Genomic DNA, 26,261 nt, shown 5'->3' on the forward strand with positions numbered 1-26,261 from the left:
TGGGTATGCCGAGGCGCATCCTCGACCGCCACGTCGGCGGCAACACGACCTACGCGCGATCACTGGCCGGGCAACTCCGCGACCGCGGCCACACCGTCGATGGATTCGGCGGACTCGGCCACCCCCTGGCCAACACCGTGCGTGAGACCGCAGCCGGAATCCGTTCCGCCGAACTCGATCTCGTCCACTACGTCGCCGATACCGGTCCGCTGGTGCGCACCCGCGTGCCGTCGGTGGTCACCGTCCACGGCGTGGCCAGCAGATGGATCGACACCGGCCGCACCCCGATGGCCGAACGGATCTGGCGCACCCGGGTCGCGCGTGCCATCGACTCCTGCGACCGGATCATCACCGTCTCGCAGGCCAGTGCCATCGACGTCGCGGAAGTCTTCGACGTCGACCCATCGCGCATCGACGTCATCTACCACGGCATCGAACACACGGGCATCCAACACATGGGCACCGAACACACCGGAACAGAAGACCCGCCGCCCGCGCAGACCGACGAGAACGACCCACCGGTCCGCACAACCGTCCGCGACCTCGACGCCTACATCCTGTATCTGGGAAACCTGGAGCCCCGAAAGAACGTCGCCGCGCTCATCCGGGCCATGGATGACGTCCCCGCCGGGGTGACGTTGGTGATCGCGGGCAAACCGGCGTGGGCCGCCGACGCGATCATGGCCGAGGTCGCCAACTCACCCCGGGTCATCCACCTCGGATTCGTCAGCGACTCCGAGCGCGAACACCTGATGCGTCACTGCCGGCTGTTCGTGTTCCCCAGCCGCTACGAGGGTTTCGGGCTACCGGTCCTCGAGGCGCTGGCACACGGCTGCCCGGTGCTGTGTTCGCGGCGCGGCGCGCTCGCCGAGGTCGCCGGTCCCGCCTTCGAACTCGCCGAGATCGACGAGTCGGCCATCGCCGCGGGCATCACCGACGCACTGGCCGCAGTCGCCGACGACGACACCCGCACGAGGCTCGCCGACGCCGGACGTGACTGGGCCCGACAGTTCAACTGGCAGCGCAGCGCGGAGGCGCACCTGGCTGTCTACGAGGAGTTACTGACATGAAAGTCGTTCTGCTGCACTGCTACAGCTCCGACAACCTCGGCGACGGCATGCTCGTCGACCGGGCCGTGGACCTGATCACCGAGGCACTCGGCCCCGACACCGACATCGACCTCGTCGCGGCATACCCGGAATCCTTTCAGTATCTGGGCCTTCGGTGCGTGTCGAGTAAACCGGGATCACTGGGCGAGGCACGCCGCTACCTGCAGGTACTGCGCAACCTCGACGCCTACGACCTCGTCGTCGGGGTCGGCGGCGGCTACCTGCGATTCGGGTCGAGCGTCGAATCCGCCAAAACCGCCATCGTGCACGGACCACAACTGCTGGCCGCCGGCCGCACCCACACCCCGACGGTGTACCTCCCGCAGAGCATCGGACCCAGCCGCGGCGCCGCACGACGCCTGGTGCGCACCATGATCGGATCACTCGACGCCGTGTGCCTGCGCGACGACCGCAGCATCGAGGAACTCGGCACCGCCCCCAACATCGCGCGCATCCCCGACGTCGCGATCATCAGCGGCTCGGTCGCCGACCGCGGCACCGACGACGCCGCGGCCCCGGGCCGCACGACCATGCCGCGGGTGGTGCTCTCGGTCCGCTCGGTACGCGGCACGCTGCCGCGTCCGGTGACCGAACTCGCCGGGATGCTCGGCAAATTCGACGGCTACGTGCAGAGCGCGGTCGCCGGGAACAACGACACCACCGTGATGGAATCGCTCGGCCCGGCCGAGATCCTCACCCCGCGTGAACTCCTCGACCCGCGCGCCGAACCGCGGGTGGTGGTGGCGATGCGTTTACACGCGGCGTTGATGGCCCTCGAAGCCGGCCACTACGTCATCCACCTCGCCTACGAACGCAAGGGTTTCGGAGCCTTCGCCGACCTCGGGCTCGACGCCTACGTCCACCACTTCCGCAGCTTCACCCCGGCCGTGGTGGAACAACAGGTCGCCCGACTCCTCGACGATCCCGCCGAACGCGCGACCTACGACCGACTGCTCGCCCAGCGCGCCGACGCCCACCGCGCCCGGTGGCGCGAACTGCGAGACCGGTTGCGCACCAGCGTCGGCCTCACCCCCGAGCTACACGCACTGGCGGGGCATCCGGGATGACGGCACCCGACCTCGCCGCACCGCAGGCCGGCCCACCCGGGCGGGCAGAGCAGTCGCGCAGCGCACCGGCCGGGTTGGCGCCGGGCGAACACGGCTTCCGGCTGATGATCCCGTGGTGGTTCCACCCGCTCTGGATCGCCACGATCTTCGTTGCGCTGCTACCCATCTCGGCTGCACTGATCCCGACGAGCGCGTTCACCCTGTGGAAGACCCCGCGCTACATCGACGCCACCATCGGGATGACGGGCTTCCTGTCCGGCCTGAGCCTGCTGGTGGGTCTGGCGGTGTTCACGCTGCGGGTGCGGCCCGGGGTGACGATCGTGCGGGTCAGTGCCTCGGCCGTGGCCCGCCTGCGGGCGATCGCCGTCGGCGCATTCGTGTTGGCGCTCTTCGGATACGGCATCTGGATCGCCTTGTCGTTCCTGCGCGGGACCACCGTCACCGACTTCGTCAACGTGATCACCCTGCAGCAGGGGGCGATCAGCGCGCTGAAGAAGATGAACCCGCCGGTCGCCGGGATCACCACCTTCACCCAGCTCGGGCCGGTCGCCGCCGGGGTGATGATGATGCTGCGCCGCATGGGTGTGCGCGCCTACACCTGGCAGATGGTGGTCCTCGTCGCCCTGGCCGTCTACCGCTCGTTCTTCTACGGCGAACGCCTCGCGATCATCGAGGTCGGTCTGCCGCTGATCTTCCTGTACTTCGCGGTGCAACCGATGCGCACGGGCACGGCGCCGGGCGCACAGATCGCGCGGGGCGGACCCATCGAACGCGTGATGCGAAAGACCGCACCATTCTTCGCGATCCCGGCCATCTGGGGTCTGTTCGCGGTGTTCGAATACTCCCGCAGCTGGCTGTACTACCGCAACATCGTGACGACGAGCTTCACGGAATACATCTCCACCCGACTGGCCGGCTACTACGTCACCACCGCCAACAACAGCGCCATGTACCACGCGGCTGTCGCCGGCAAACCACACGACCCGTACTACTCGTTCGCCGCGGTGTGGGACGGGCCGGGGATGTCGATGATCGCCGGACGACCCGAGATCGCCGGACTCGACCCCCAACAGTGGTGGAAGATGATGCTGGAGAACAGCGCCAACCCCGAGTTCAACAACCAGGGCACCTTCCTGATCACCGACGCCGACCTCGGCACACCGCTGTCGATGCTGTACTGGTTTCTCCTCGGCCTCGCCGTCGGCTACCTGTTCTACCGCGCCACCCAGGGCAGCCTCGTGTCGCTGCTGGCCTACTCGCTGACCATCATGGGTCTGCTCGAGGTGTCCCGGATCATCTACTGGTCCCAGGGCCGGTTCATCCCGATCCTGTTGGCACTGTTGGTGATCGCTGTCCTGCTGCCCGGGCCGAAACGCCGGGAGATCCATGCCTCCGGGTAAGTCGCTGCGGCAGAAGCTGTCCCGGCCGGGCCCACGGGCCCGGGCGATGGTTTTCGGTGCCGGTGACCAGGCCGTGGTCAGTCTGGCCAGCTTCTTGTTCCTGGTGATCGCCGCCCGCTACCTCGACACCGCCGAACTCGGCTTGTTCGCCGGAGCCATGGTGTTCTACCAGGCGCTCACGGCCATGGCGCGTTCGGTCACCGGCGAACCGCTCGTCGTCCTGTGTGGCGACAAGAGCGGCGGTAGCAACGGCAACGGCGACAACGACATCGACGCCGGCGAGCTCCGCCGCGCAGTCGTGTGGGTCTCGTTGATCGTTCCGCTGATCCTGGCCGTGCTCGGTGGGATCGGGTTCGCCGTCATCGACAACCGGCTGGTGCAGATCTGCTGCCTGTGCCTGGTGGTCTCGCCGATCATCCTCGGCTACGACACCCTGCGCTTCGTCTACATCTCCCGGCTCGACACCGCCTCTCTGCTGCTGCTCGACGTCGTCGTCGCGGTCGCCCAACTGTCGCTGCTCGCCGCGACCCTCGCCGGCGGCGGCAGCGCCGATCAGGCGATCCTGGTGATGTTCGCCGCACCCGTTGTGCCCCTGGTGATCCACCTGATCCGCGGCGGACTACCGGTGCACCCGCTGCGCCGGTGGGTGACGACGGCGCGCCCGTACCTGGGTAGCTTCTTCTACGAGTCGGTGTGGGGCGCGCTGCTGCAATGGGCGCTGGTGTTCGTGATCGCCGCGGTATCCGGAGTCGCCGACGTCGCCGCCTTCCGCAGCGTCATCGTCATCTTCGGACTCACCAACGTCGTCACAAACTACCTGCGCAGCGTGGTGTTGTCGCACATCGTCACCCGCGGCCGGCTCACCCGCGCCGACATCGGCACCGACACCGTGGGCATGACCGCGACCATCGCCGTCACCATCGGCACCTCGATGCTGATCCTGCTGATGCTGCCCGACTCGCTGGGCCGTGCGCTGCTCGGCGACACCTGGGCGTACGCCGCACCCTTCATCCTCATCGGTGGCCTGGCCCGGTTCTCCGCGGCGATGGAAGCCGTCCCCGGAGTGCTGGTGCGTGCCGCGCGCCAGACCTGGTCGGTGGTGCGGGTACGCACCATGGTCGGCGCGCTCGCCCTGATCGTCTGCCCCCTCGGCGCCTGGCTGGGCTCGGTGACCGGTGCATTCGTCGCGATGATCGTCATGTCGTGGGTACTGATCGCGGCGCTGTTCGCGCTGCTGTTCTCCCGCGTGCCCGCCGGTGCGCCCGCATCGCCGCCATCCCCACAATCCCTGCAGCCCAACCGCGATGACGCGGTGGGTCGCTCACCCAAGAGCTTCAACAAGAGAGGTAGCAACCATGCGAGTCGAGTCGGTGTCGGTGGACACGAATGACCCAGGACGGGTCGCTCCCGTGCTGGACGCGGTACGCCGCGGCTGGTGGATCGTCCTGGCCTGCGGAATCGTGGTCGCTCTGTGCGGCTTCGGGTACTCCATGCTGCAGAGCCCGGTCTATCGGGCCACCGCTGCGGTGTATGTGACATCCGGATCGGAGGCCTCGGCGCAAACCGCCTATCAGGGATCGCTGGCCTCCCAACAGCGCGTGGCCTCCTACGCCGAACTGGCCTCCTCCGACGAGGTCATCGACCGGGCCATCAGCCAGGGCAACCTCGGGATGACCCGCGACCAGGTGCGTGAGGCATTGCAGACCTCCGCCAAACCCGACACCGTGATGCTCAACATCAGCGCCGACGCCGGCTCGTCGGAGAAGGCCGCGCAGATCGCCAACGCGGTCGCCGACAGCCTGTCGGGATATGTGGCGACGCTGGAGAGTCCGGCGGCCGGCGGTCAACCACTGGCCAAGGTCACCCCGGTCACCCACGCCGAGAGCAAAACCCAGGCCGTCTCACCCAAACCCGTCCGGGATACGTTGCTGGCCTTCCTGATCGGTATCGTGCTCGGACTGGTGGTGCTGTTCGTCAAGAACCGCTTCGACCGCACCGTCAGCTCCACCGCCGACCTCGAGGACATCGGGTCGAGCCTGATCTTCGGGTCGTTGCCGTACTCGACGGACCTGCGCGACACCAGCCTGGTGCCGTTCAACAAGGGGGCCTCCGCACTGGCCGAGGCGTTCCGCATGGTGCGCACCAACCTCGCGTTCGCCAACGTCGACGACCCGGTCCGCGCCATCCTGATCACCAGTGGTGGTGCGGCCGAGGGCAAGACGACCACCGCGGTCAACCTCGCACGCTGCCTCGCCGAGGCCGGCAAGACGGTGATCCTCGTCGACGCCGACCTGCGGCGCCCGGCGGTGGCCACCGCCCTCGAGATCAACCCGCACGTCGGGCTCACCGACTACCTCGGCGGCGAGGGCTCGATCATGGAGTTCGTCCAGCCCAGCGGCACCGAGCGGCTCAGCATTCTCGCCGCCGGATCCGTGCCACCCAACCCGGCCGAACTCGTCGGCTCCCGCCGCGCCGCCGACGGTATCGCCGAACTACGCGAACGCTTCGACTTCGTCATCATCGACTCGCCGCCGGTGCTGCCGGTCACCGACGCCGTCGTGATGTCGCAATGGGTCGATTGCGTGGCGCTGGTGGTGCGTTCGGGAAAGACACTGGCACCCGATCTGCGTGCGGTGACCAGCCAGTTCGAGGTGGCCGGTGTCGCGCTGCTGGGCTTCGTGCTCAACGGTGTCCGACGCGGCACCAGCGCCTACTCCGGTGGCTACACCTACTACAGCAATGATCTGGGCAAGCCCAACTCCACCGCACCCGCCGCGGGCTCGGCGACGCGCGGCCGGCTGGGTGCACGGCGGTGAGATGAGCGCACCCGAGACGAGGGTTCATCGGCTGCGGCCATCGCGGCGGGTCTGGCTCGGCAGCGCGCTCCTGCTGGCCGCACTGGTCGCGGTGGGCTGCTATCTGGGTGTCCGCGCCGAACAGGCGCGGTCGGCCCTCCACGAAGCGCAGGATCACGCGGTGACCGCGAAAGCGTCGCTGCTGTCCGGTGATTCGCGGAAGGCGTCGGGGGAGGCGTCGGCCGTACGTGACTCGGCGGCCGACGCCTACGCCGCCACCAACGACCCCCTCTGGCGGGCCACGGCAGCGGTACCGTGGTTGGGCCGGCCCTTGGCCAGCGTGCGTGAGATGACCGACACCGTCACCCGATTCAGCGACGAGGTGCTCGTCCCGAGCGCTGCACTGGCCGGCACGATCGGACCGTCGACGCTGCGCACCGCCGACAACGGCGTCGACGTCACGGCCCTGCGCAGCGCCGCCCCGCGCATCACCGCGATGGCCGACGACGCCACCCGTCTCGCGCAGCGCGCCCACGGTATCGACGGCAGCTGGCTCGGGCCGGTCGCCAAGGCGCGCACCGACCTCGCAGCGCAACTGGACTCGGCCGCGCGCACCGCGCAGGGCACCTCGGTCGCGGCGCGACTGGCCCCGGCGATGCTCGGCGCCGACGGCCCCCGCAACTACTTCGTGGCCTTGCAAACACCGTCGGAGGCCCGCGGAACCGGCGGACTGGTCGGCGGATTCATCGTCATCCGCGCCGAGGACGGGCACCTGCGCGCCGCCGAGACCGGCCGCAACATCGACATGTTCCGCCCGAGTAGCCCGCAGATCGACCTCGGTGACGGCTTCGACACCCTGTACTCGACGGTCGAGCCCTACACCGACTTCCGCAACAGCAACCTGAGCCCCGACTTCACCGACGCCGCGAAGATCTGGATGGCCAACTGGCAGGCACAGACCGGCATGGCCCTCGACGGGGCAGCGGCACTCGACCCGATCGCCCTGAGCTACGTACTCCGCGTGACGGGGCCGGTGCGGTTGCCGTCGGGCGAACAGATCACCGCCGACAACGTCGTCCCGCTCACCTTGTCGCAGGTCTACACCCGCTTCGCCGATGACAACACCGCACGCAAGGCCTACCTGCAGACCATCTCCCGCACCGTCGTCGCCGACGTCCTCGGCGCCCACGCCGATGCGGGACGGCTCCTGGAAGCACTCGGCCGCGGCGTGGAGGAACGTCGGATCATGCTCTACAGCAGCAGATCCGATGAGCAGGACATCATCGCTTCCACTCCGCTGGCACATCAGTTACCCGACGATTCGGCCCCGCTGATGGACGCGACCATCACCAATGCGGCGGGTAACAAACTCGACTACTACCTGCGCCGCGAACTGAGCTACGCCGCAGGTGACTGCTCTGCCGACATGCGTGATGCGACCGCACGGGTGACGCTGACCAACACCGTCACCGATCTCTCGTTGCCGCAGTACGTGATCGGTTCGATGGGAGCGGTGGGCAGCGGCCTGCCACCGGGCACCAATGCGGCCGGCGTGCAGATCGCGCTGACGCGCGGCGCGCAGGTCCGCAAGGTCACCCTCGACGGACAATCGGTGCTCTACGGCACCAGCGAACTCCACGGTCGTCCGATGGTCCGCACCCGCGTACCACTGGCACCCGGTCAGCGCAGTGTCCTCGAGGTGACACTGACCGAACCCACCTCGGCCCGCGGCGAGGCACAGGTGCCGGTGCAGCCGCTCGTCGACACCCCGCTCGTGCATGTGTCGGTGCCGTCGTGCGGTGCAGCGACCGGGCAGAGGGCACAGGGATCGCCATGACCGAGAAGATCCAGGTGACCGAACTGACCGCGGCGCAACGCTTCTTCTGGTTGCGGCAGCAGGCGATGCCGTCGGTGCCGTTGAACATGGCGCAGGTGACCGACATCGAGGGTCCGCTCGACCGCGAGTACTTCCTCACCGAACTCGCCGAGCAGACCCGCCGGATGCGGATGATGCAGTTGCGCTTCGAGGAAGGGCCCGACGGACCCCGCTGCGTCTACGATCCGGCACTACACGATCACACCGAATACGTCGACGTCGGTGACCAGTCGGACCCGCGCGCCGCCGCGTGCGAGATCATCGACGCCGACTTACACCGCGCGGTGGACGTCACCGCCGACCGGCTCGCAAGGGCCATCCTGTTTCGGCTCGGGCACCATCGCCACCTGCTCTACAACCGCGCCCACCACCTGACCACCGACGGCGTCGCCACCCGCGACAACCTCCTGATCACGTTGCGCCGCTGCCTGACCCGCGACTCGAGCGCACCGCCGGTGCCCGTCGCCGACCTCGCCGCCGCACCCACCGCCGACCACGCCTACCAGAGCTCGTCGCGCCGCGCCCGCGACGCCGACTACTGGCGTGAGGCCCTCGCCGGCCGCGACCCCGCGACCTCGCCCGCGCACCGTTCGGGCGGCCCGGCCTCCCGCAATCACACGGTGGCGGCACCGATCCCGATGGCGACGATGGACACGATCCGCGAGCTTATCACGGCCATTCCCACCAGTCTGCCGACACTGATCGCGACCGCCGCCGCAGGCTATCTGAGCCGCCGCACCGGCGACGCCGACGGGGCGCTGACCCTCGCCGTGGCCGCACGGACGACGGCCGCACTGCGCGCCACACCACTGCCGACCATCAACTTCGTGCCGCTACGCGCCGGCGTCGGCCGACGCACCGAGATCCACGCCGCCGTGCGCACCACCGAGCGGGCGATGCTCGGCGCACTACGTCATCAGCGGTACCGGTTCGAGGACATCGTCACCGAACACGGCGATCACACCGGCGGACCGGTCCTCAACCTGATGCTCTTCGACCGTGAGATGCGATTCGGCGAGACGACCGTCCGATTCTCCTCGGTGACCACCGGGCCGGCAGAAGACCTGGCCATCAACGTGTTCCCGTCTGGAACTCTCGCCCAATCCACCGACACCGGCACCTTCATAGTGGAGATCGAGGCCAACCCGCGCCGCTACGACCCGGCCGAGGTGACGGCGTTCCACGACGGACTGCTCGCGATGCTCGGCGCACTCGCCGACGCACTGACCGCCCCCGGGGCCGCGCGCGTCATCATCGATGACCTGCCACTGCCCGCGCGTACACCCGAGGTGCCCGGCACCGAAAGTCCCACGGACACAATGCCGGACCTCATCGCCGCCACGGTCGCCCGCGCCGGAAACGGCGTGGCCGTCGACGGCAGCCTCCTGGGCGAGCCCGTGGTGACCTTCGCCGATCTCGACGGGCGCACCGCCGACCTCGCGCCCCGGCTCTCGGCGCTCGGGGCCCGGCCCGGCACCCGGGTGGTGGTGCTGATGCGCCGCGGCGTCGATCAGGTCATCGCCTGGTGGGCGGTGGCGCGCAGCGGTGCGACGATCGTGCTGATCGACCCGGCGCAGCCGAGCGCGCGGATCGACCGGATGCTTGCGACGGCCACTCCGGTCCTCATCCTCGCCACCAACACCGAACATGGTGCGCGGACGGGCATTCCGTCGATAACCCTCGACGACCTCGCCCACGTCAACCCACGCGCCGGCCGGCTACCGGCACCGCATCCGGCCGACGCCGCCTACATCGTGTTCACCTCCGGCAGTACCGGCGAACCCAAGGGCGTCGTCGTCCCGCACACCGGGCCGGCCGCCATCGCGCGCGACATGCGAGCCCGATTCGGGACCGGTGACCTCGGGTATCGAGCTGACAAGGATGGGGCGCGCTGGCTTTCGGTGGCATCACCGATGTTCGACATGGCCCACTTCGAGATGCTGGTGTGTGCCGCACTGGGGCACACCCTGATCCCGGCCGCCGGACTCGACGCCGACCTCGGCCGCGCGCTGCTCGATCACCGCATCACCCACCTGATGGCCACCCCGACCTTCCTGAACCGGATTCCCGCGCACACGCTCCCGGAGACGGTCTCGGCGATCGGGGAAGTGCTCTCACCGGCGCTGGCGGCCCGCATCACGGGTGGACAAACGGGCCCGGGTGGTGGGCGCCGGGTGTTCAACACCTACGGTCCCGCCGAGGCGACGCTGTATGCGACGGCCGCGCCGATCACCGCCGACGTCCACCTCGACCGGCCGGTGTCCATCGGACGGCCGGTCCCGGGGATGTCCGCGCTGATCCTCGATCACCGGCTGCGCCCCGCGCCGGACGGAGTGATCGGCGAACTCTATCTGTGCGGACCGCAACTCGCGCAGGGATATCGGAGTCGTCCCGGCCTCACCGCGACGAGATTCCTCGCCTGCCCGTGGCGCGACGGCGTCCGGATGTACCGGACCGGCGATCTCGCCCGCCATGACCCGGCCACCGGCGATCTCGTCTTCGTCGGCCGCGCCGACGGCCAACTCTCGGTCCGCGGGGTCCGCGTCGAACCGGCCGAGATCGAGAACGCCGCCACGGAGGTCGACGGAGTCGGTGCCGCGGTCGTCGTCGCCCACCGCGCACCCGATGGCGACCTGGCTCTCGACATCGCCTGTGTGGGAACCGATGCCGTACCGGGCGACGACGGTCTCGAGCGGTCGGTACGGGCGCATCTCATCGCGACCCTGCCGTCGGTCATGTGGCCGCGGCGGGTGCTGGTGCTCGATCGGCTGCCGACCGGACCGACCGGCAAGATCGATCGCGACGCGGTGGCACGTGTCGTGGCCGGGATCGCGCTGCACGAACCGGAATTCGTGGCCGCCACCTCCGACGTCGAATGCGCGCTCGGTGAGATCGTCTCCGATGTGCTTCGGGTGGAACGGGTGTCGATGGCCGCCGCGGTCATCGACCTGGGTGGCACCTCGCTGACAATGCTGGAGATCATGGCGCGCCTCGGCACACGGGTGGGCCGTCCGCTGCGCATCGGCGAGCTGACCCCGGCGACCACCCTGGCCGAGATCGCCGCACGCGTCGGCGCCGGCGACCTCACCGCCGCCACCGCGCCGGCGACCACGCCGGTCGTGACGCCGGTGCAGCACCAGATCTGGGCGTTGCACCGCACCGACCCGGCCGACCACGTGTACCACCTCGCCGTGCGCGTCGAGTTCGCGCCGGGTACGGCAACCGGGCCGGTGACCGCGGATCCCATGACCGCGGATCCCGTGACCGCGGATCTTGTGACATCGGCGCTGACCGATCTCGCCCTGCATCACGAGGCGCTGCGCCGCGTCTTCCCCGCCCGGCCCGACGGCACCCCGACCATGCGTCTACTACCCACCCAGGCGATGGTCGACGCGATGCCGATCACCCGGGATACGTTGAACCCGAGCACTGTTCGCTCCGTGGTGGCCGCCCCCTTCGACCTCACCGTCGATCCGCCGTGGCGCGCCGTCCTCGACGACAGCCGCGGCGCGGTGTCGATGGTGTTCGTCGTCCATCACATCGCGGTGGACGGGTGGTCGATCCCGATCCTGGTGCGCGACATGCTGATCGCGGTCACCGCACGCACCCGCCGCCGGCTGCCGGAGTTCCCCGGACCGGGCGACTTCGGAAGCGGGCGAGCCGTCACCGATTCCGATGCGGGACACAGCTACTGGCGCGAAGCCCTCGCCGGTGCACCCACGCGACTCGCACTGCCCGAGGCCCGCACGACCCGTGAGGGGCATACCGAGGCGGTTCATCTGGAACGGGTCATCGACGCGAGACTCTCGGTGGCGGCCACCGCCCAAGCCGCCGGCGCCGGCGCCACGCTGCAGGCGTTGGTCCGGGTGGCCGTGGCCGCCGTTCTCGCCGGTGTTGCCGGCGCCGACGACGTCGTCATTTCGGTGCCGACCTCCGGACGTTCCAGCTCGTCCGATCTCGAGCGCGTCGGCATGTTTGTCCGCACGGTCCCGGTACGGGCCCGCGCACTCGGCTCGCAGACCGTCGCCGAGGCGCTCGCGGGATCGGTGGCGGCACTGCAGGCCGGGATGCGCCACGCCGACACCGCGCCCGCACAGCTCGCCGATGTGGTGCTGGCGCAGGCGAATACGATGGACGGCACCGAACTCGGCCGTGACACCGGGCTGTCGCGGCGCGCACTGATCCGCTCGGCCACGCCGATCCGGACCGGGAAAGCCCGCACCGCACTGGAATTCGTCGTCGACGAGAGCGGAGACGCTCTGCGCCTGTCGTTGACGGTGGCACCCGACCGCGTCGACCCCGACGGCGCCGCGACTCTCCTCGACCACGTGGTCGGCACCCTGACCCGGCTGGCACTCGCAGACCCGGACACCCTCGTCGGGTCGTGCACCCCGAGCGGACATCCCGTCGCCCCCGAATGCCCGGTGGCGGGCACCGACCCGATCCACGCACTACTCGCACACGTCGGCGCCACCCCGCACGCCATCGCCGTCACCGACGCCCGAACGTCGATGACCTACGAGCAACTGTCCACGCGCGCATTCGAGATGGCGATGGACCTGCGTCGTATCGGGGTCCGGGCGGGCGACCGGGTGGCCCTGCTACTCGGTCGCAGCGCCGAGACCGTGGTGGCGATGGTCGGGACCCTGATGGCCGACGCCGCCTACGTTCCGCTCGACCCGGAGCATCCGCCCGCGCGCACCGTGGAACTCATCGCGGGAACCTCCCCGGCGGCGATCGTGGGCGACGACCTGCTGATCGAACCCGGCCCGGGCCTCGGGACCGCGCCCCGCCGACCGGGGATCGCCTACGTCATCCACACGTCCGGATCGACCGGACGGCCTAAAGGTGTTGCGGTGTCGCGTACCGCGCTGGCCGCCATGCTCGGTGCCGCCCTCGACGTCGTCGACGCCACCCCCGCCGATGTGTGGAGTGCGACGCACTCGCACACCTTCGACTTCTCGGTGTGGGAGATCTTCGGCGCACTCTGTTCCGGTGGCCGCGTGGTGATCGTCGACCGCCCGGTGAGCCGGGATCCGGTGCTGCTGAGTGCAACCCTGCACGACTGTGGCGTCAGCATTCTCTCGCAGACCCCGACCGCGTTCGCTCGGCTCGCCGCACCGGACGATCCCGGTGCATCGAACGGTAGCGGGTCCCGGTTGCCGGCCTTGCGGTGCGTCGTGTTCGGCGGCGAGGCGCTGCAGGCACCCGCGCTGCACGACTGGGCGCAGGCCAATCCGCATGTGCGCCTGATCAACATGTACGGCATCACCGAGACCACCGTGCACCTCACCGCCGCCGACGTCGACACCGCCGACGCCCGCAGCATCATCGGCACCCCGTTCGCCGGTGTCGGATGGTCGGTACGCGACCGGCACCTGCGTCCGGTGCCGGTGGGCGGACTCGGCGAACTGTACGTCAGCGGTGCGCAACTCGCCGACGGCTACCTGCACGCGCCGGCCCTGACCGCGAGCCGCTTCGTCGCCGACCCCGACGGGTGCGGCACACGGATGTACCGCACGGGCGACGTGGTGCGGCTGATCGCACCGGATCGGCTTGTCTACCTGGGCCGGTCGGACGATCAGATGCAGGTGCGCGGCCATCGCGTCGAGCCCGCCGAGATCGCCGCGGCCCTCGTCGAGGCACCCGGCGTCCGCGACGCACGCGTGGTGATCGCCGGCGGGCCACGACCGGGTGACGAGCAGATCCTCGCCTTCGTCATCGACGGCACCACCGCCGACGACGACACCACCGACGACGGCACCACCGCCGGCGAGGTGTCGGCCGACGAGCGCGAAGCAGTTCTGCAGCGCGCGTGCGCCACTCGGCTGCCCGGGTATCTGATGCCCGCACGCATCGGCGTCGTCGAGCGCTGGCCACTCACCGACAACGGCAAACTCGACAAGCACGCGCTGATCGCGGGACTGCCCACGATCACCGGTACCCCGGTGCCGCTGACCGCGGCACAGCGTCGCATCGCCGAGGTGGTGGCAGAGATCATCGGGGAACCCGGGCCGCAAGCAGGTGGGCAGGCGTCGCTCGAGTGGGGACCTCAGCAGTGGGGACCCGATGTCAACTTCTTCTCCGTCGGCGGAAACTCGTTGTCGGCGGCGCGACTTGCCGCACGCCTGTCGAGCCCGGGCACGCCGGTCACGGTCGCCGACATCCTCGCCGCGCCGACCATCGCCGGACTGGCCGAACTCATCGCCGCCGACGCTCTCACACCACGGAGACGGTCACGTGACGGCCTGTGGCCGGCCCAGCACGCCCTGTGGGATGCCCATCGCGGACAGCCTGATTCGGCCGCCTACCATCTGGCGTTGCGACTCACGGTTCGCGCCGAGGCGCCCGTGGTGCGGGCGGCGCTGCTCGATCTCGCCGACCGGCATCCGATGCTGCGCGCGGTGTTTCCCGATCGCGGGGACGCAACTCCGGAGGTCGTCATCCTTCACGCCGACGCCCTCGCCGGGAATCCGCCGATCAACCAACGCGATACGGTCCCCGACACCAGTCAGGCCGCCGAGATCGTCAATGCCCCCTTCGATCTGACCACCCGCCCGGCATGGCGCGCGGTGCTCGCCGACTCACCCGTGGGCACCGGCATCGTGCTCGTCGCCCACCACATCGCCGTCGACGGCGCCTCGGTACCGATACTCCTCGACGACCTGCACACGGCGCTGACGGCACGCCTGCGCGGTCGCAGCCCACGCTGGGTCGAGCAGCCCGACGAGCTGCAGGTCTCGGTACGCGACGATGACACCGATTATTGGAGAACGGTTCTCGACGGAGCACCCGCACACCTCGCCCTCCCCGAACCGCCCCGACGGCGCCCGGCGGCCGAGAAACCCGCAGTGGTCCACGAGGGCCGTATCGACGCCGACACCGCCGCCGCGGTCAACGAGGTGGTGGCCGGAGCCGGCACCACTCTGTATTCGGCACTGTGGGTGGCACTGGCCGCGACACTCGCCGCCGTCACCGACTCCGACGACGTCGTCGCGGCGATCCCGGTTGCCCTGCCCGGCGGACCCCGCGTCGGTATGCGCGCCACCACTGTTCCGGTGCGGTGGTCGGCAGTTACGGCGGACCGGCGCCCCGTCGTTGCGCTGCCGATCGACGAGGCACTCGCGCACGCACACCGCACGATCGCCGATGCTGCCGCTCACGCCGCGTCGGCGCCGGCGACCCTGCCCGACGTGCTGCTCGACCATGCCGCCGCGCTGCCTGACTCACCGGGACCGCTGATCACCGACATCACACCGATCAATGTGGGAATCACCCGCACCGCACTCGAATTCACGGTGCGTACGGTCGACGACGGAGCGCTGTCGGTGCAGGTGACGGCGTCACCCGCCTGGGTCGACGGCGCAGCGGTGGAACCGATGCTCGAGTATTTCGTCGCCGCCCTCAACGGCTTGGCCGACGGGTCGGTGCGGTGTGTGGCCGAGTGTCTGCCTGCCGGTGTTCTCGCCCAGCCCACTTCTGTTCACCCCAATGTTTCTGCGCAGTCGATCGATCCCGTCGACGCGGTCCGCGCCATGGCGACGCGTCAGCCCGACGCTGTGGCGATTGTCGCCTCCGGCGGCGTGGCGATCGTCGACTCCGAGGATGTGCTCACCTACCGCGATCTGTGGTGTCGTGCCGAGCAGGTGGCCGAGAAGTTGCTTGCGGCCGGGACCCGCCCGGGGACCACGGTCGTGCTGGCATTGCGCCGGGGGAGTGAGGCGGTCGTCGCCGCGCTGGGTGTGCTCGCCGCGGGCGCGGTGTTCGCGCCCGTCGACCCGGACCTGCCACCGGCGCGACAACGGTTGCTGTACCGCCGAATCGGGCCCGGTGCGACGATTCGCGAGGGCCTCGAGATCAGCCCCGCCCACAGCGGGACCGGCCCCGCGGTGCCCGGCGCCGCCTACGTCATCCACACGTCGGGATCGACCGGCGCACCCAAGGGCGTGGTCGTCGACCGGACCGCGATGGCCGCGATGCTCGGCGCCTCACTCTCCCGTCTCGGGTGCACCGGTGAAATGGTGGGTAGCTGGTCGCACGCATTGTCCTTCGACGCCTCCGTGTGGGAGATGTTCGGCCCGCTCGCCGCGGGCGGACGGGTCGTCGTCTTCTCCGACGACGACGTCCGCGACCCGGCGCGCTTCGCCGCCGGCCAGACCCGACATCGCGTGACCCACTGCGCGCAAACCCCGAGTGCGTTTGCGCGACTGACCGATTCCTCGGTGCTCCAAGCGCTCGCCGGCACTGCCGACGTGTCACTGGCGTCGCTGCGAACAGTGATCCTCGCGGGTGAGGCCGTCGACCCGGCGCGGTTGCGCGGATGGGCGTCGGCGTACCCCGAGGTACGGCTGGTCACCATGTATGGGCCCACCGAGACCACCGTGCAGGTGCTCTGCGGGGAGATCGACCTCGACGACGACCGCCCGATCATCGGCACAACACTTGACGGCGTCCACGCCGAGGTCTGCGATCGGCACGGGCGGGCCGTACCGCTCGGTGGACGCGGCGAACTCCAGCTCTCCGGGCCGCAACTCGCGCTTGGCTATCTCGGTGACCCCTCGACGACCGCGACGCGATTCGTGGCCGGCCCCGACGGCATCCGCCGCTACCGCACGGGTGATCAGGTGCGGCTGTTGCCCGATCGGCGGATCGCCTTCCTCGGGCGCGTCGACGACCAACTGAAGATCCGCGGATTCCGCATCGAACCGGCCGAGATTGTTGCCGCGCTCACCGCGGCGCCCGGCGTCCTCGACTGCCGGGTGCTGCAGGACGGAGTCGCGAGTGCAGCGCGTCTCTTGGCGGCCGTCCGCGTGGGCGCCGCAGCGCAGGCGGTACCCTCTGAGTCGGCCCTGATCTCGTGGTGTGCGCAACGACTGCCCGCCTATGCGGTGCCCAGCCGCATCCTCGTCGTCGACGAGTGGCCGCTGATCGCCAACGGCAAGGTCGACCAGACTGAACTCCTCCGAAAGATGCACTCCTCCAGCGGTATCGGCCGGCCGTTGACACCGCGTGAGGAGATGGTGGCCGCCGCGATTCGTGAGTGCCTCGACAGCGGCGACGACCCAGCGGCATCGGCACCGCTCGACCCCGACACCGACCTCGTCACCCTCGGCATCAACTCGTTGACCGCGGCGCGCCTGGCCGCCCGACTGTCTCTGCACGGCAGCAGAATCGGTGTTACCGAGGTGTTCTCCCATCCCACCATCGCCGGGCTGGCGCAGTTGTTGTCGACCTCGCCGATCGTCGACGACGACGCGGTCCCGGACCTGTGGGAGGTCGAGGAGGAGAGCACCGACCCCGATCACCCGGCGCTGACACCGGAGCAACTCGATCTGTGGCTGCGCTGGCACGCCGACCCCGACCAACCCGGCTACGTGCTCGCCGGCATCGTCCCGGTACCCGGCACCGACGCCCGCGAGATCCGGCGTCGGGTGTCCGAACTGGTCCGCCGACACGACGGCCTGCGAACCGGCTTCCCGGAACTCGACGGGGTGCCCTATCAACGACTGTGGACCGACGACGAAGTCGACGCCTACCTCGGTGCGCTCGATCCCCTCACCGACGTCACCGCCGACGAGGTCCTCGCCGAGATCGCTCGCCGCCCCATTGATCTCACCGTGTCCCTGCCCTGGCGGGCGCGGCTCGTCGACACGCCGGGCGGGTATCGGCTGGTGTGCGTGATCCACCACATCAGCGCCGACGGCGAGACCGCACGCATGCTGCGCCGAGAACTCACAACCGGTCCACCGACCGACTCCGCGCGTCGTCTCGACTACCGGCAGTACAGCAGATGGCGACAAGCGATGGTGCGCAGCCACCGCGACCGTCTCACCGGCTACTGGTCGCGGGTGTTCGCCGAACCCATCGTGCCGCTCACCGTGACCGACATGGACCTCGCCGCGACGGGATCGGGAGCCACACATCACGGGCGAGTGGTATTTCCGACGGAGCTGACCACGCGGATCGATCGGTGCGCGGCCGCGGTCGGGAGTACCCCGTTCATCGTGGTGCACACCGCGATCGCCGTGGTCCTGACTCGGCAGGCCGCTGCTGCGGAACGCGTCATGACCGCCGGCGGTGCGTCGGAATGCACCGTGGGCACGGCGGTGTCGGGACGGACCGATCCTCGATGGAGCACGGTCTGCGGGCTCTTCGCGCGGGCAGTCCCGCTGCGCACCCGCATCGAACCGGACGACACCTTCGCCACACTGTTGCGCCGCAACACCCTCGGCGTTCTCGGGGCGATCGACCATTCGGATCTGCCGTTGTCCGAGATCGCCGCGATCGCCGACCCGGAGCGTGAACGTGCGGGCCGATCCCTCGTCGACGTCGTGGTCGGGGAGATACCACCGGACTTGAGCGTGACCGGGCTGGATACGACTGGGCTGGATACGACCGGCAGAACTCAGGCCGCACTGGACATCATGCTCGGCCGTGACGGCGATCGGACGTATCTCGTTGCCGCATGCCGGGACTCGGTCGCCGACTGCGATCGTCTCGATGCGCTCCTGACCGCCATCACCGAGACCCTGGAAAACGGCACCGCCGACCCCGCGCTGCCGGTACGCGCCCTGACACGCGCGCCGGTGCCGCAGCCGAGCGTGGAGACGCCGGTCATCTCTGCCCACTCCCGTGCGCCGCACACTCTTGCCGAGCTCCTCGATCGTCAGCCCGTGCCGGACGCCACGCGGCCGGCGATCATCGATGTGACACATAGCTTTCCCGGATACGGCGAGGTCCTGTACCACGCGGACGTCGAGCGGCTGGTGCGGATTCTCGCGTGGGCGTTGCGGGATCGCGGCCTCGGCCCCGGGGACGTCGTCGCGAAGCATCTGCCGCGATCGTGTTTCGATGTGATCGCGACGATGGCGCTGGCCCGTGTCGGCGCCGCATTCGTCAATCTGGACCCCGCGGACCCACCCCGACGCCGGGAGCGACTGATCCAGCGGTCCGGGGCGCGGACGATCCTGACGCTGCGCGCCGATCGTCCGCCCCGACTGCCCGTCAGGATCGCGGTTGTGGCACTCGACGACCCCGACCTCTACCGCTCCCGCCGCGTCACCGAGTTCGAACCCCGACATCGCACCCGCACACTGCAACTCGACGACGTCGCCTACCTCGCGTTCACCTCCGGGACGACCGGGACACCCAAGGGTGTGGAGATCACCCATCGCGGGCTGGCCGCGTGGGCGCTGACCACCGCCGAACGACTCGGACTCGACGCCACCGACCGGGTGATGCACACCCACACCACGGCATTCGACGCCCACCTGATGGGTGTGGTGCCGGCGCGCGCGGTGGGCGCATGCATCGTCATCTGCCCACCCGAGGTGATGGCCGGAACCGAACTCGCCACCGAGATCATACGGTTGGCGGTGACGGTGCTGATGACCACACCATCGGTGCTGAGCACCCTCGACCCGGCCCAGGTGGCGCGGCTGCGGCATGTGGTGGTGGGTGGAGAAGCGTTGCCGCGCACGCTCCTGAGCCGGTGGACGTCGTCGGTGTCGGTGACCAACGAGTACGGGCCCACCGAGACGACCGTCGCGATCAGCAGCGCCACCTACCGTCAGAACACCACCGGTGCCGTGAGCATCGGCACACCCGTCCCGAATATCGAAGCGCTGGTGTTGGATTCGTCGCTGCAGTCGGTTCCCGACTACACCGTCGGCGAGTTGTACGTCGCCGGAGCCGCATTGGCGCGCGGGTATCTCGCCGACACCTCCACCACCGCTTCGCGATTCGTCGCGCGCCCCTTCGGCGACGGTGACCGCATGTATCGCACCGGCGATCTGGTCCACCGGCGCGGCGACGGCTCGTTGGTGATCCACGGTCGCGCCGACGACCAACTCAAGATCCGTGGTGTGCGGATGGAGGCCGAGGAGATCAACGCCGTGCTCGCCGGATTGCCTGGGGTGGCGGCCGCCGCCAGTGCGGTGCGCACCAACCGGGCCGGTGAGCCACTGCTGGTCTCGTGGGTCATCCCGGCGCCCGGCGACCGGCCGCGTCCCGAGCGGTTGCGTGAACAAGCGCGCGCGGTGTTGCCGCGCACCATGGTTCCGTCCGCGATCGCGGTGGTCGACCGCTTCCCGACCCGACCGAGCGGCAAGATCGATCACCACCGGCTGCCGAATCCGGTTGCCGCGCAGGAGCCGGCGCCGGGAGCGGAGCGAATGATGCCTGCGAATTCGGTGGAAACCCGGAACGAGCTTCTGGTTGCCGAGGTGCTCGCCGAGGTTCTCGAGTGCGAGGTCGCCGAGGTCGGCTCGGACACCGACTTCTTCGCGCTCGGCGGAACCTCGCTGTCGGCGGCCCGGGTCCGGTCCCGACTCATCGCGCGGACCTCTCGTGACCTCGACGCCGACGTCGTGTTCCGCGCGCGTACCGTCGGCGAGCTGGCCCGACGGATCGACTGCGCGGCAGACCTCACCGGCCCGATACCGCACCACGCGCCGCGTCCCGAGCATCTTCCGCTGGCATATCCGCAGCGGCGCATGTGGATTCACCACCGCTTCGATCCCGAGGACACCACCTACCACATCCCGCTCGTCCTTCGGATTCGCGGATCCTACGATCCCGCGCGGATCGTCCGGGCGTATCGCGCGGTCGTGGGTGCGCACGAGTCGCTGCGCACCGTCTTTCCCGATACCGGTCGCGGACCGGAACAACGTCTCACCATCGACGTTCCCGACCTCGTCGTGCAGTCGGTCAGCACTGCGGCGGTCCGCGCCGCCATCGCGGCGGAAGTCGCACGTCCCTTCGACCTCGAACGCGAGACCGCCATCAGGGCACGGCTGTTCGTCAGCGGCGACGACAGTGACGAGGGGGAGACCGGCCTCGGCGGCGGCTACCTGGTGCTGACCCTGCACCACATCGCCGTCGACGGATGGTCGATGCGCATCCTGCTCGACGACCTGATGACGGCCTACCGGACGGAACTACCCGCCGAGGCGGCACCCGACTATGCCGACTACACCCGGTGGCAGCGCGACATCCTCGGCGACCCGGACGATCCCACCAGTCGCTTCACCCGCGACATCGCCTTCTGGACCACCGAACTCGGTGATGCGAGCGCACCCGTCGTGCTGGGCCCGCCCGGCCACACCGGGGGCCGGGTGGTGCGGGACATCGACGCGCAGGTGATCCTCGCGCTCCGGGAACGGACGTCGGCGTTGGGCACGAGCGTCTTTCACGCCGTCCACGGCGCACTGATCGCGACGCTGGGGCGACTGACCGGGGAGTGGGATGTCGTGGTCGGTGTCCCCGTGCACGGGCGCTCGGCGCCGCAGTGGGAGCGCGTCGTCGGTATGTTCGTCAACACCGTCGCGGTGCGCACCCGGCTGCAGCCGGGTGCGACTGTCGCCGACGCGGTGGCGTGTGCGCGGGAGGCGCATCTGCGGGTCGCCGGCCATCAGGAAGTGCCGTACGAGTCGGTGGTGCGTGCGGTGTGCCCGAATGCCCGGTCCACTCACGATCCCTTGACGTCGATCTTGTTGGTGGGGCAAGACGTGGTGCCGGAGCCCGACGCGGCTATGGCCGGCGCCGGGAGCGAAGCGAGCGGGCCGAGTGTGGCCGGCGCCGGGAGCGAAGCGAGCGGGCCGAGTGTGGCCGGCGCCGGGAGCGAAGTGGTGCGCGCCGAGCCGGTGCAGGTGGTACCCGAGCGCGAGGCCGCCGGCCATGATCTCGAGGTGATTGTCGGCGACCGTGACGGGGCGCTGGTGCTCACGGTGGTGTATTCGGCCCGGGTGAGTGCCCGGACGGCGAACGAGGTGGCCGACCAACTCGTCGACGGACTGGTCGGCTTCGCGGGCGCGGGTGGTGAGCTCGTCGGCGAGGAGACCGTCGGCGGCACGGACACCTCGGAGTCGGTGGCCGCGGCGTTCGCGGAGATCATGGCCGTCGATCGCGCGTCGGTGCGTGCGGATACCGACTTCTTCGATCTCGGCGGTACCTCGCTGTCGGCGGCGCGGGTGGCCTCGCTGCTCACCCGGGAGCTCGGGTGGACGGTGTCGGCGAAGTGGTTGTTCGATCATCCGACCGTCGGCGAGTTCGCCGCGCGCCTGGATCGCCGGATCGCCGAGACGGCGAACGACGGCGAGGTGCGTGTTGCGCCCGACACTGAACAGAGTGCGACCGAGGGCGGCGACGTCCCGTTGACCGGGCCGCAACGACGGATGTGGATGGCCGCGGAACTCGGCAAACCCGGTTATCACGTGCCGGTGCTCTTGCCGATCCCCGGTGGGGCCGGCGCCGGGAGCAAAGCGAGTGGGCCGAATTTTCCCGGCACCGGGAGCGAAGCGAGTGGGCCGAATTTTCCCTGCGTGCTGGACGTGCGAACTGCGGTGCGTACGTTGATCGGTCGGCATGGCGCGCTGCGCACCGTGTATCCGATGTTCGACGACGGGCCGCGCCAGCGGGTGCTCGACACCTGGGAGCCGACGATCGATCTGCTCGACGCCGGTGCGGTCGGCGAGATGCTCGCGACTCCGTTCGACTCGCTCGCCACATCTCCACCGGTTCGGGTGGGCCTGATCGCCTCCGATGAGCAGACGGTGTCTGCGGTGCTGGTGGTGGCGCATCACATCGCGCTCGACGGTGAGTCCGCGGTGGTGTTGCAGCGGGAACTGGCCGCGCTGCTCAGCGGGCCGAATCATCCCGGCGCCGGGAGCGAAGCGAGCGGGCCGAATCATCCCGGCGCCGGGAGCGAAGCGAGCGGGCCGAATCATCCCGGCGCCGGGAGCGCAGCGAGCGGGCCGAATTGCACCGGCAGAACGCTTGCGGCGGCTCCGTCGTCCGCGTGGGTGAGCCGCCGGTTGCTGGCCGCCGAGTCCGCTGCGCGTGACCGCGAACTGGCGTATTGGCAACGTGTGCTGGCCGATCCGCCCGCGCCCCTCGTCCTCGATCACCTGCCTCACGCCGAGGGCGGGATCGTCCACACTCGGCGCGCGCTCCCGGCGAAGCTGTGGCCGCAGCTTGACGTGGCCGCACAGAGCCTGCGGGTCAGCCGATTCCACCTTGTCCACGCAGCCTTGGCGTGGGCGCTGGCCGTGCAGTCGGGCACCGACGACGTCGTCGTCGCGACCACCACGTCCCTGCGACGGGACCCCGATCTGTCCGAGGTGGTGGGGATGCTGGTCGCGACCGTCGTGCTGCGGACACGTCTCGACCCGCGAATGACGTTTGCAGAGTGGGCGAATCGGGTTCGAGACGACGACATCGCGGCGCTTGAGCATTCGTGGGTTCCGTTCGATGAGGTGATGCGAGAGATCGGGGTCACCGCCGGGTCGGCCGCTCCTTCGTTGGCGGAGGTGGCGTTGACGGTGGGTGCCGACGCGTCCGATCAGACGCTCCTCGATCCTGCCGCGATGGGTGACGTCGACGAGTCCCTCACGCCGATGGGGGATTTCGCGCTGCGCGTGATCGTCGATGACGGAATGCTCCTCTGCGCGCATCGGGCGCAGTGGGCGGCTCGTGCGACCGTCGAGACCCTGATGGCGCGCATGGAGAAGGCGCTGCAGGTCCTCGTCGATGAGGCCGAAACACGCATGGCCTCGGTCGATCTGCTGTTGCCCGACGAGCAGTCGCTGATCGAGGCGAGTGCGCACGGAGCGCCGTACACCGATCCCGCGACACTCGGTGACATGTTCGCCGAACCCGCTACACATCAGCAGGAGCGCATCGCCCTCGACGACGGCACGACGCAGCTGAGCTATCGGCACCTCGACGACTGGGTGGCGGTGACCGCACACGCGTTGCGCGCGCGAGGTATCCGCAGTGGTGAGCGGGTGGCGATTCTCATCGAACGGTCCGTACGCCAGCAGGTCGCCTTCCGTGCCGTCACCCGGATCGGCGCGGTGCCCGTCCCCGTCGACGTGGCACATCCGCCGGCGCGGATCGGCGCAGTTCTCGAGCGAACCGGCGCATATCCGTTGTACGACAACGATGTTCCGCCGCGCCCCTCCACGTCGGGAGCGTCGGTGACCGAGGTGCCGGTCGCGCGGGTGTCGCCGGCATCCGCGGCGTATGTGATCACCACGTCGGGTACCACCGGCACACCGAATGCGGTGGTCGTCGGGCACCGCGGGTTACGGCGGCTCGCGACCATCGCCCCGATCCGATCCGACGACCGGGTGGCGGCGATGGTCAGCGTCGGCTTCGACCCGTCGATCATGGAAATGGTACTGCCGCTGGCGGCCGCTGCGCGGTTGGTGGTCGCACCCGCCGGGATCACCGCCGGGACGGAGTTGACCGAGTGGCTTGTCACGCAACGGATCACGGTGTTCATCGCAACGCCGTCGGTACTCGCGACGGTCGACGTCGAGCGCCTCACATCGGTACGGCTGGTCTTCGTCGGGGGTGAGGCGCTGTCGCCGTCGATCGCGCGTACGTGGGCTGCGCGCTGCGACCTCGTCAACGTGTACGGCCCGACCGAGGCCACGGTCGCGGCAACCTTCGCACCCGTGCGTCCGGACGGGGCGGTACGGATCGGCAGGCCTGTCGACGGCACCACCGTCGTTGTCCTCGACCGTTGGCTGCGACCGGTACCACCCGGCGTCGACGGCGAGCTGTATCTCGCGGGAGATACCCTGGCACAGGGCTATCTGGGTGACACCGCGTTGACGTCGGTGCGCTTTGTGGCCTGCCCCGGCGGCGGCCGCATGTATCGCACCGGCGACCGGGTGCGTCTCGAGGGCGACGGTGCGCTGACGTATGTGGGCCGGACGGACCGGCAGGTGAAGCTTCGGGGCCAGCGGGTGGAGCCGTCGGAGATCGAGGCCGTCCTGATGGGTGCGGGCGCCACCCAGGCGGCGGCCGTCATGCGGCCGGGACCCGCGGGGCCGATGCTCGTCGCCTATGTGGCGGGCGTGGGCGGTGCCGAGGCGGGCCGAGCCTGCCGGCAGCGACTACCGCGACATATGGTGCCCGCCCAGGTGATCGCAGTCGACGAGATCGCACGCACCGTGACCGGGAAGATCGACACCTCCCGGCTGCCTGACCCCGCCGGGCCTTCATCGCGTGGCATCGATGTCGAAAGCTGCAGTGCCGCGACTGATCTGGAGCGTCAGGTGATCGCCGCGTTCGATGCGGTGTTGGGCTGCGAACCCGGCGTCGACGACGACTTCTTCGCCCTCGGCGGGCATTCGCTCCTGCTGCTGCGGCTGCATGCCGAGATTGTCGATCACACCGGACTGTGTCCGGATCTGGCCGATCTCGTGGCCCATCCGACCCCACGCGGGGTGGCCGCCGCACTCGCGCGCGTCGGCACCGACCAGGAGCGCGTCGTCGACTTCGACTGTGCCGGCCACGATCCCGGACGGCCGCTCCTGTGGGCGGTGCACGGCGTGAGCGGCATGCCGACACCGTTCCGCCCGTTGGCTGCGACGTCGGGACATCGGGTCGTGGGACTTCAGCTCCCCGAACTGCTTTCCGGTGAGATGCCCGGCAGTATGGCCGACATCGCGCGGCGTCACGTCGACGCGATCCGCAGTCGGCAGCCGTCGGGACCCTACCGGCTGATCGGGTGGTCGATCGGCGGGAACCTGGCCCATGAGATCGCCCGCCAACTCACCCACCTCGGTGAGCGGGTCGAGCTGCTGGTGTTGATGGACGCACGGACTCCCGACGAGTTGGCACTGGCTCCGGCGCAGGAGGGCACGACGACCGATGTGGTTGTCGCCGAACGGTTGCGAGCTCTCATCGCTGCGGTGCGTGCGCATCGGACCGGTCGCGTCGACGTCGACGAGGTGCTCTACGTCGCGTCGGCACAGACCGGTGACATCTCCGGGTGGGAGTCGTTGGTGAGTACGACGCCGCGGGTGGCGCGGCTCGACGTCTCCCACGCCGAGTTGGGGGAGCCGGATGTGATGGCGCGGGTCGCGCAGTTGGTCGCGGACCGTGCCGCCGACCGAGGGCGCTGAGTCCCGACCCACCGCTCGCGTCTTTGCCGACGCGACCAGGAGCATCGGTACAGCAAAGTCGACGTTTGTGCTGCGTAGAGGGTGTGCTGTCCGTAT

Annotated in this window: 7 protein-coding genes; all 7 read left to right on the forward strand. The window is 69.7% G+C overall.

Annotation, left to right across the window (positions count from 1 at the left end; all coding sequences use genetic code 11):
• The first annotated feature begins 5 nt into the window (after positions 1–5).
• The 7 genes from J6U32_RS08390 to J6U32_RS08420 are packed head-to-tail and all read left to right on the forward strand — an operon-like array spanning position 6 to position 26,165.
• Positions 6–1,070, forward strand: coding sequence for a glycosyltransferase family 4 protein (locus tag J6U32_RS08390; RefSeq protein WP_244332712.1), 1,065 nt, complete (start codon positions 6–8; stop codon positions 1,068–1,070).
• Positions 1,067–2,176: a polysaccharide pyruvyl transferase family protein gene (locus J6U32_RS08395; RefSeq protein WP_208794653.1), complete on the forward strand. Its 1,110-nt coding sequence runs from the start codon at positions 1,067–1,069 to the stop codon at positions 2,174–2,176. Before J6U32_RS08390 ends, J6U32_RS08395 begins: the two co-directional genes overlap by 4 nt.
• Entirely contained in the window at positions 2,173–3,576 is a 1,404-nt protein-coding gene (locus tag J6U32_RS08400) for an oligosaccharide repeat unit polymerase (RefSeq protein ID WP_208794654.1), read from the forward strand. The genes J6U32_RS08395 and J6U32_RS08400 overlap by 4 nt, the downstream gene beginning before the upstream one ends.
• A complete protein-coding gene (locus tag J6U32_RS08405) occupies positions 3,563–4,966 on the forward strand; it encodes a hypothetical protein (RefSeq protein WP_208794655.1) in 1,404 nt (467 codons plus the stop codon). The genes J6U32_RS08400 and J6U32_RS08405 overlap by 14 nt, the downstream gene beginning before the upstream one ends.
• Positions 4,932–6,392: a polysaccharide biosynthesis tyrosine autokinase gene (locus J6U32_RS08410; protein WP_244332715.1), complete on the forward strand. Its 1,461-nt coding sequence runs from the start codon at positions 4,932–4,934 to the stop codon at positions 6,390–6,392. Before J6U32_RS08405 ends, J6U32_RS08410 begins: the two co-directional genes overlap by 35 nt.
• 1 nt (position 6,393) lies before the next feature.
• Positions 6,394–8,208, forward strand: coding sequence for a DUF4012 domain-containing protein (locus J6U32_RS08415; protein ID WP_208794656.1), 1,815 nt, complete (start codon positions 6,394–6,396; stop codon positions 8,206–8,208).
• Entirely contained in the window at positions 8,205–26,165 is a 17,961-nt protein-coding gene (locus J6U32_RS08420) for a non-ribosomal peptide synthetase (RefSeq protein ID WP_208794657.1), read from the forward strand. Before J6U32_RS08415 ends, J6U32_RS08420 begins: the two co-directional genes overlap by 4 nt.
• The last annotated feature ends 96 nt before the right edge of the window (positions 26,166–26,261 follow it).

It is taken from the genome of Gordonia polyisoprenivorans (genome assembly GCF_017654315.1).
Taxonomy (GTDB): Bacteria; Actinomycetota; Actinomycetes; order Mycobacteriales; family Mycobacteriaceae; genus Gordonia; species Gordonia polyisoprenivorans_A.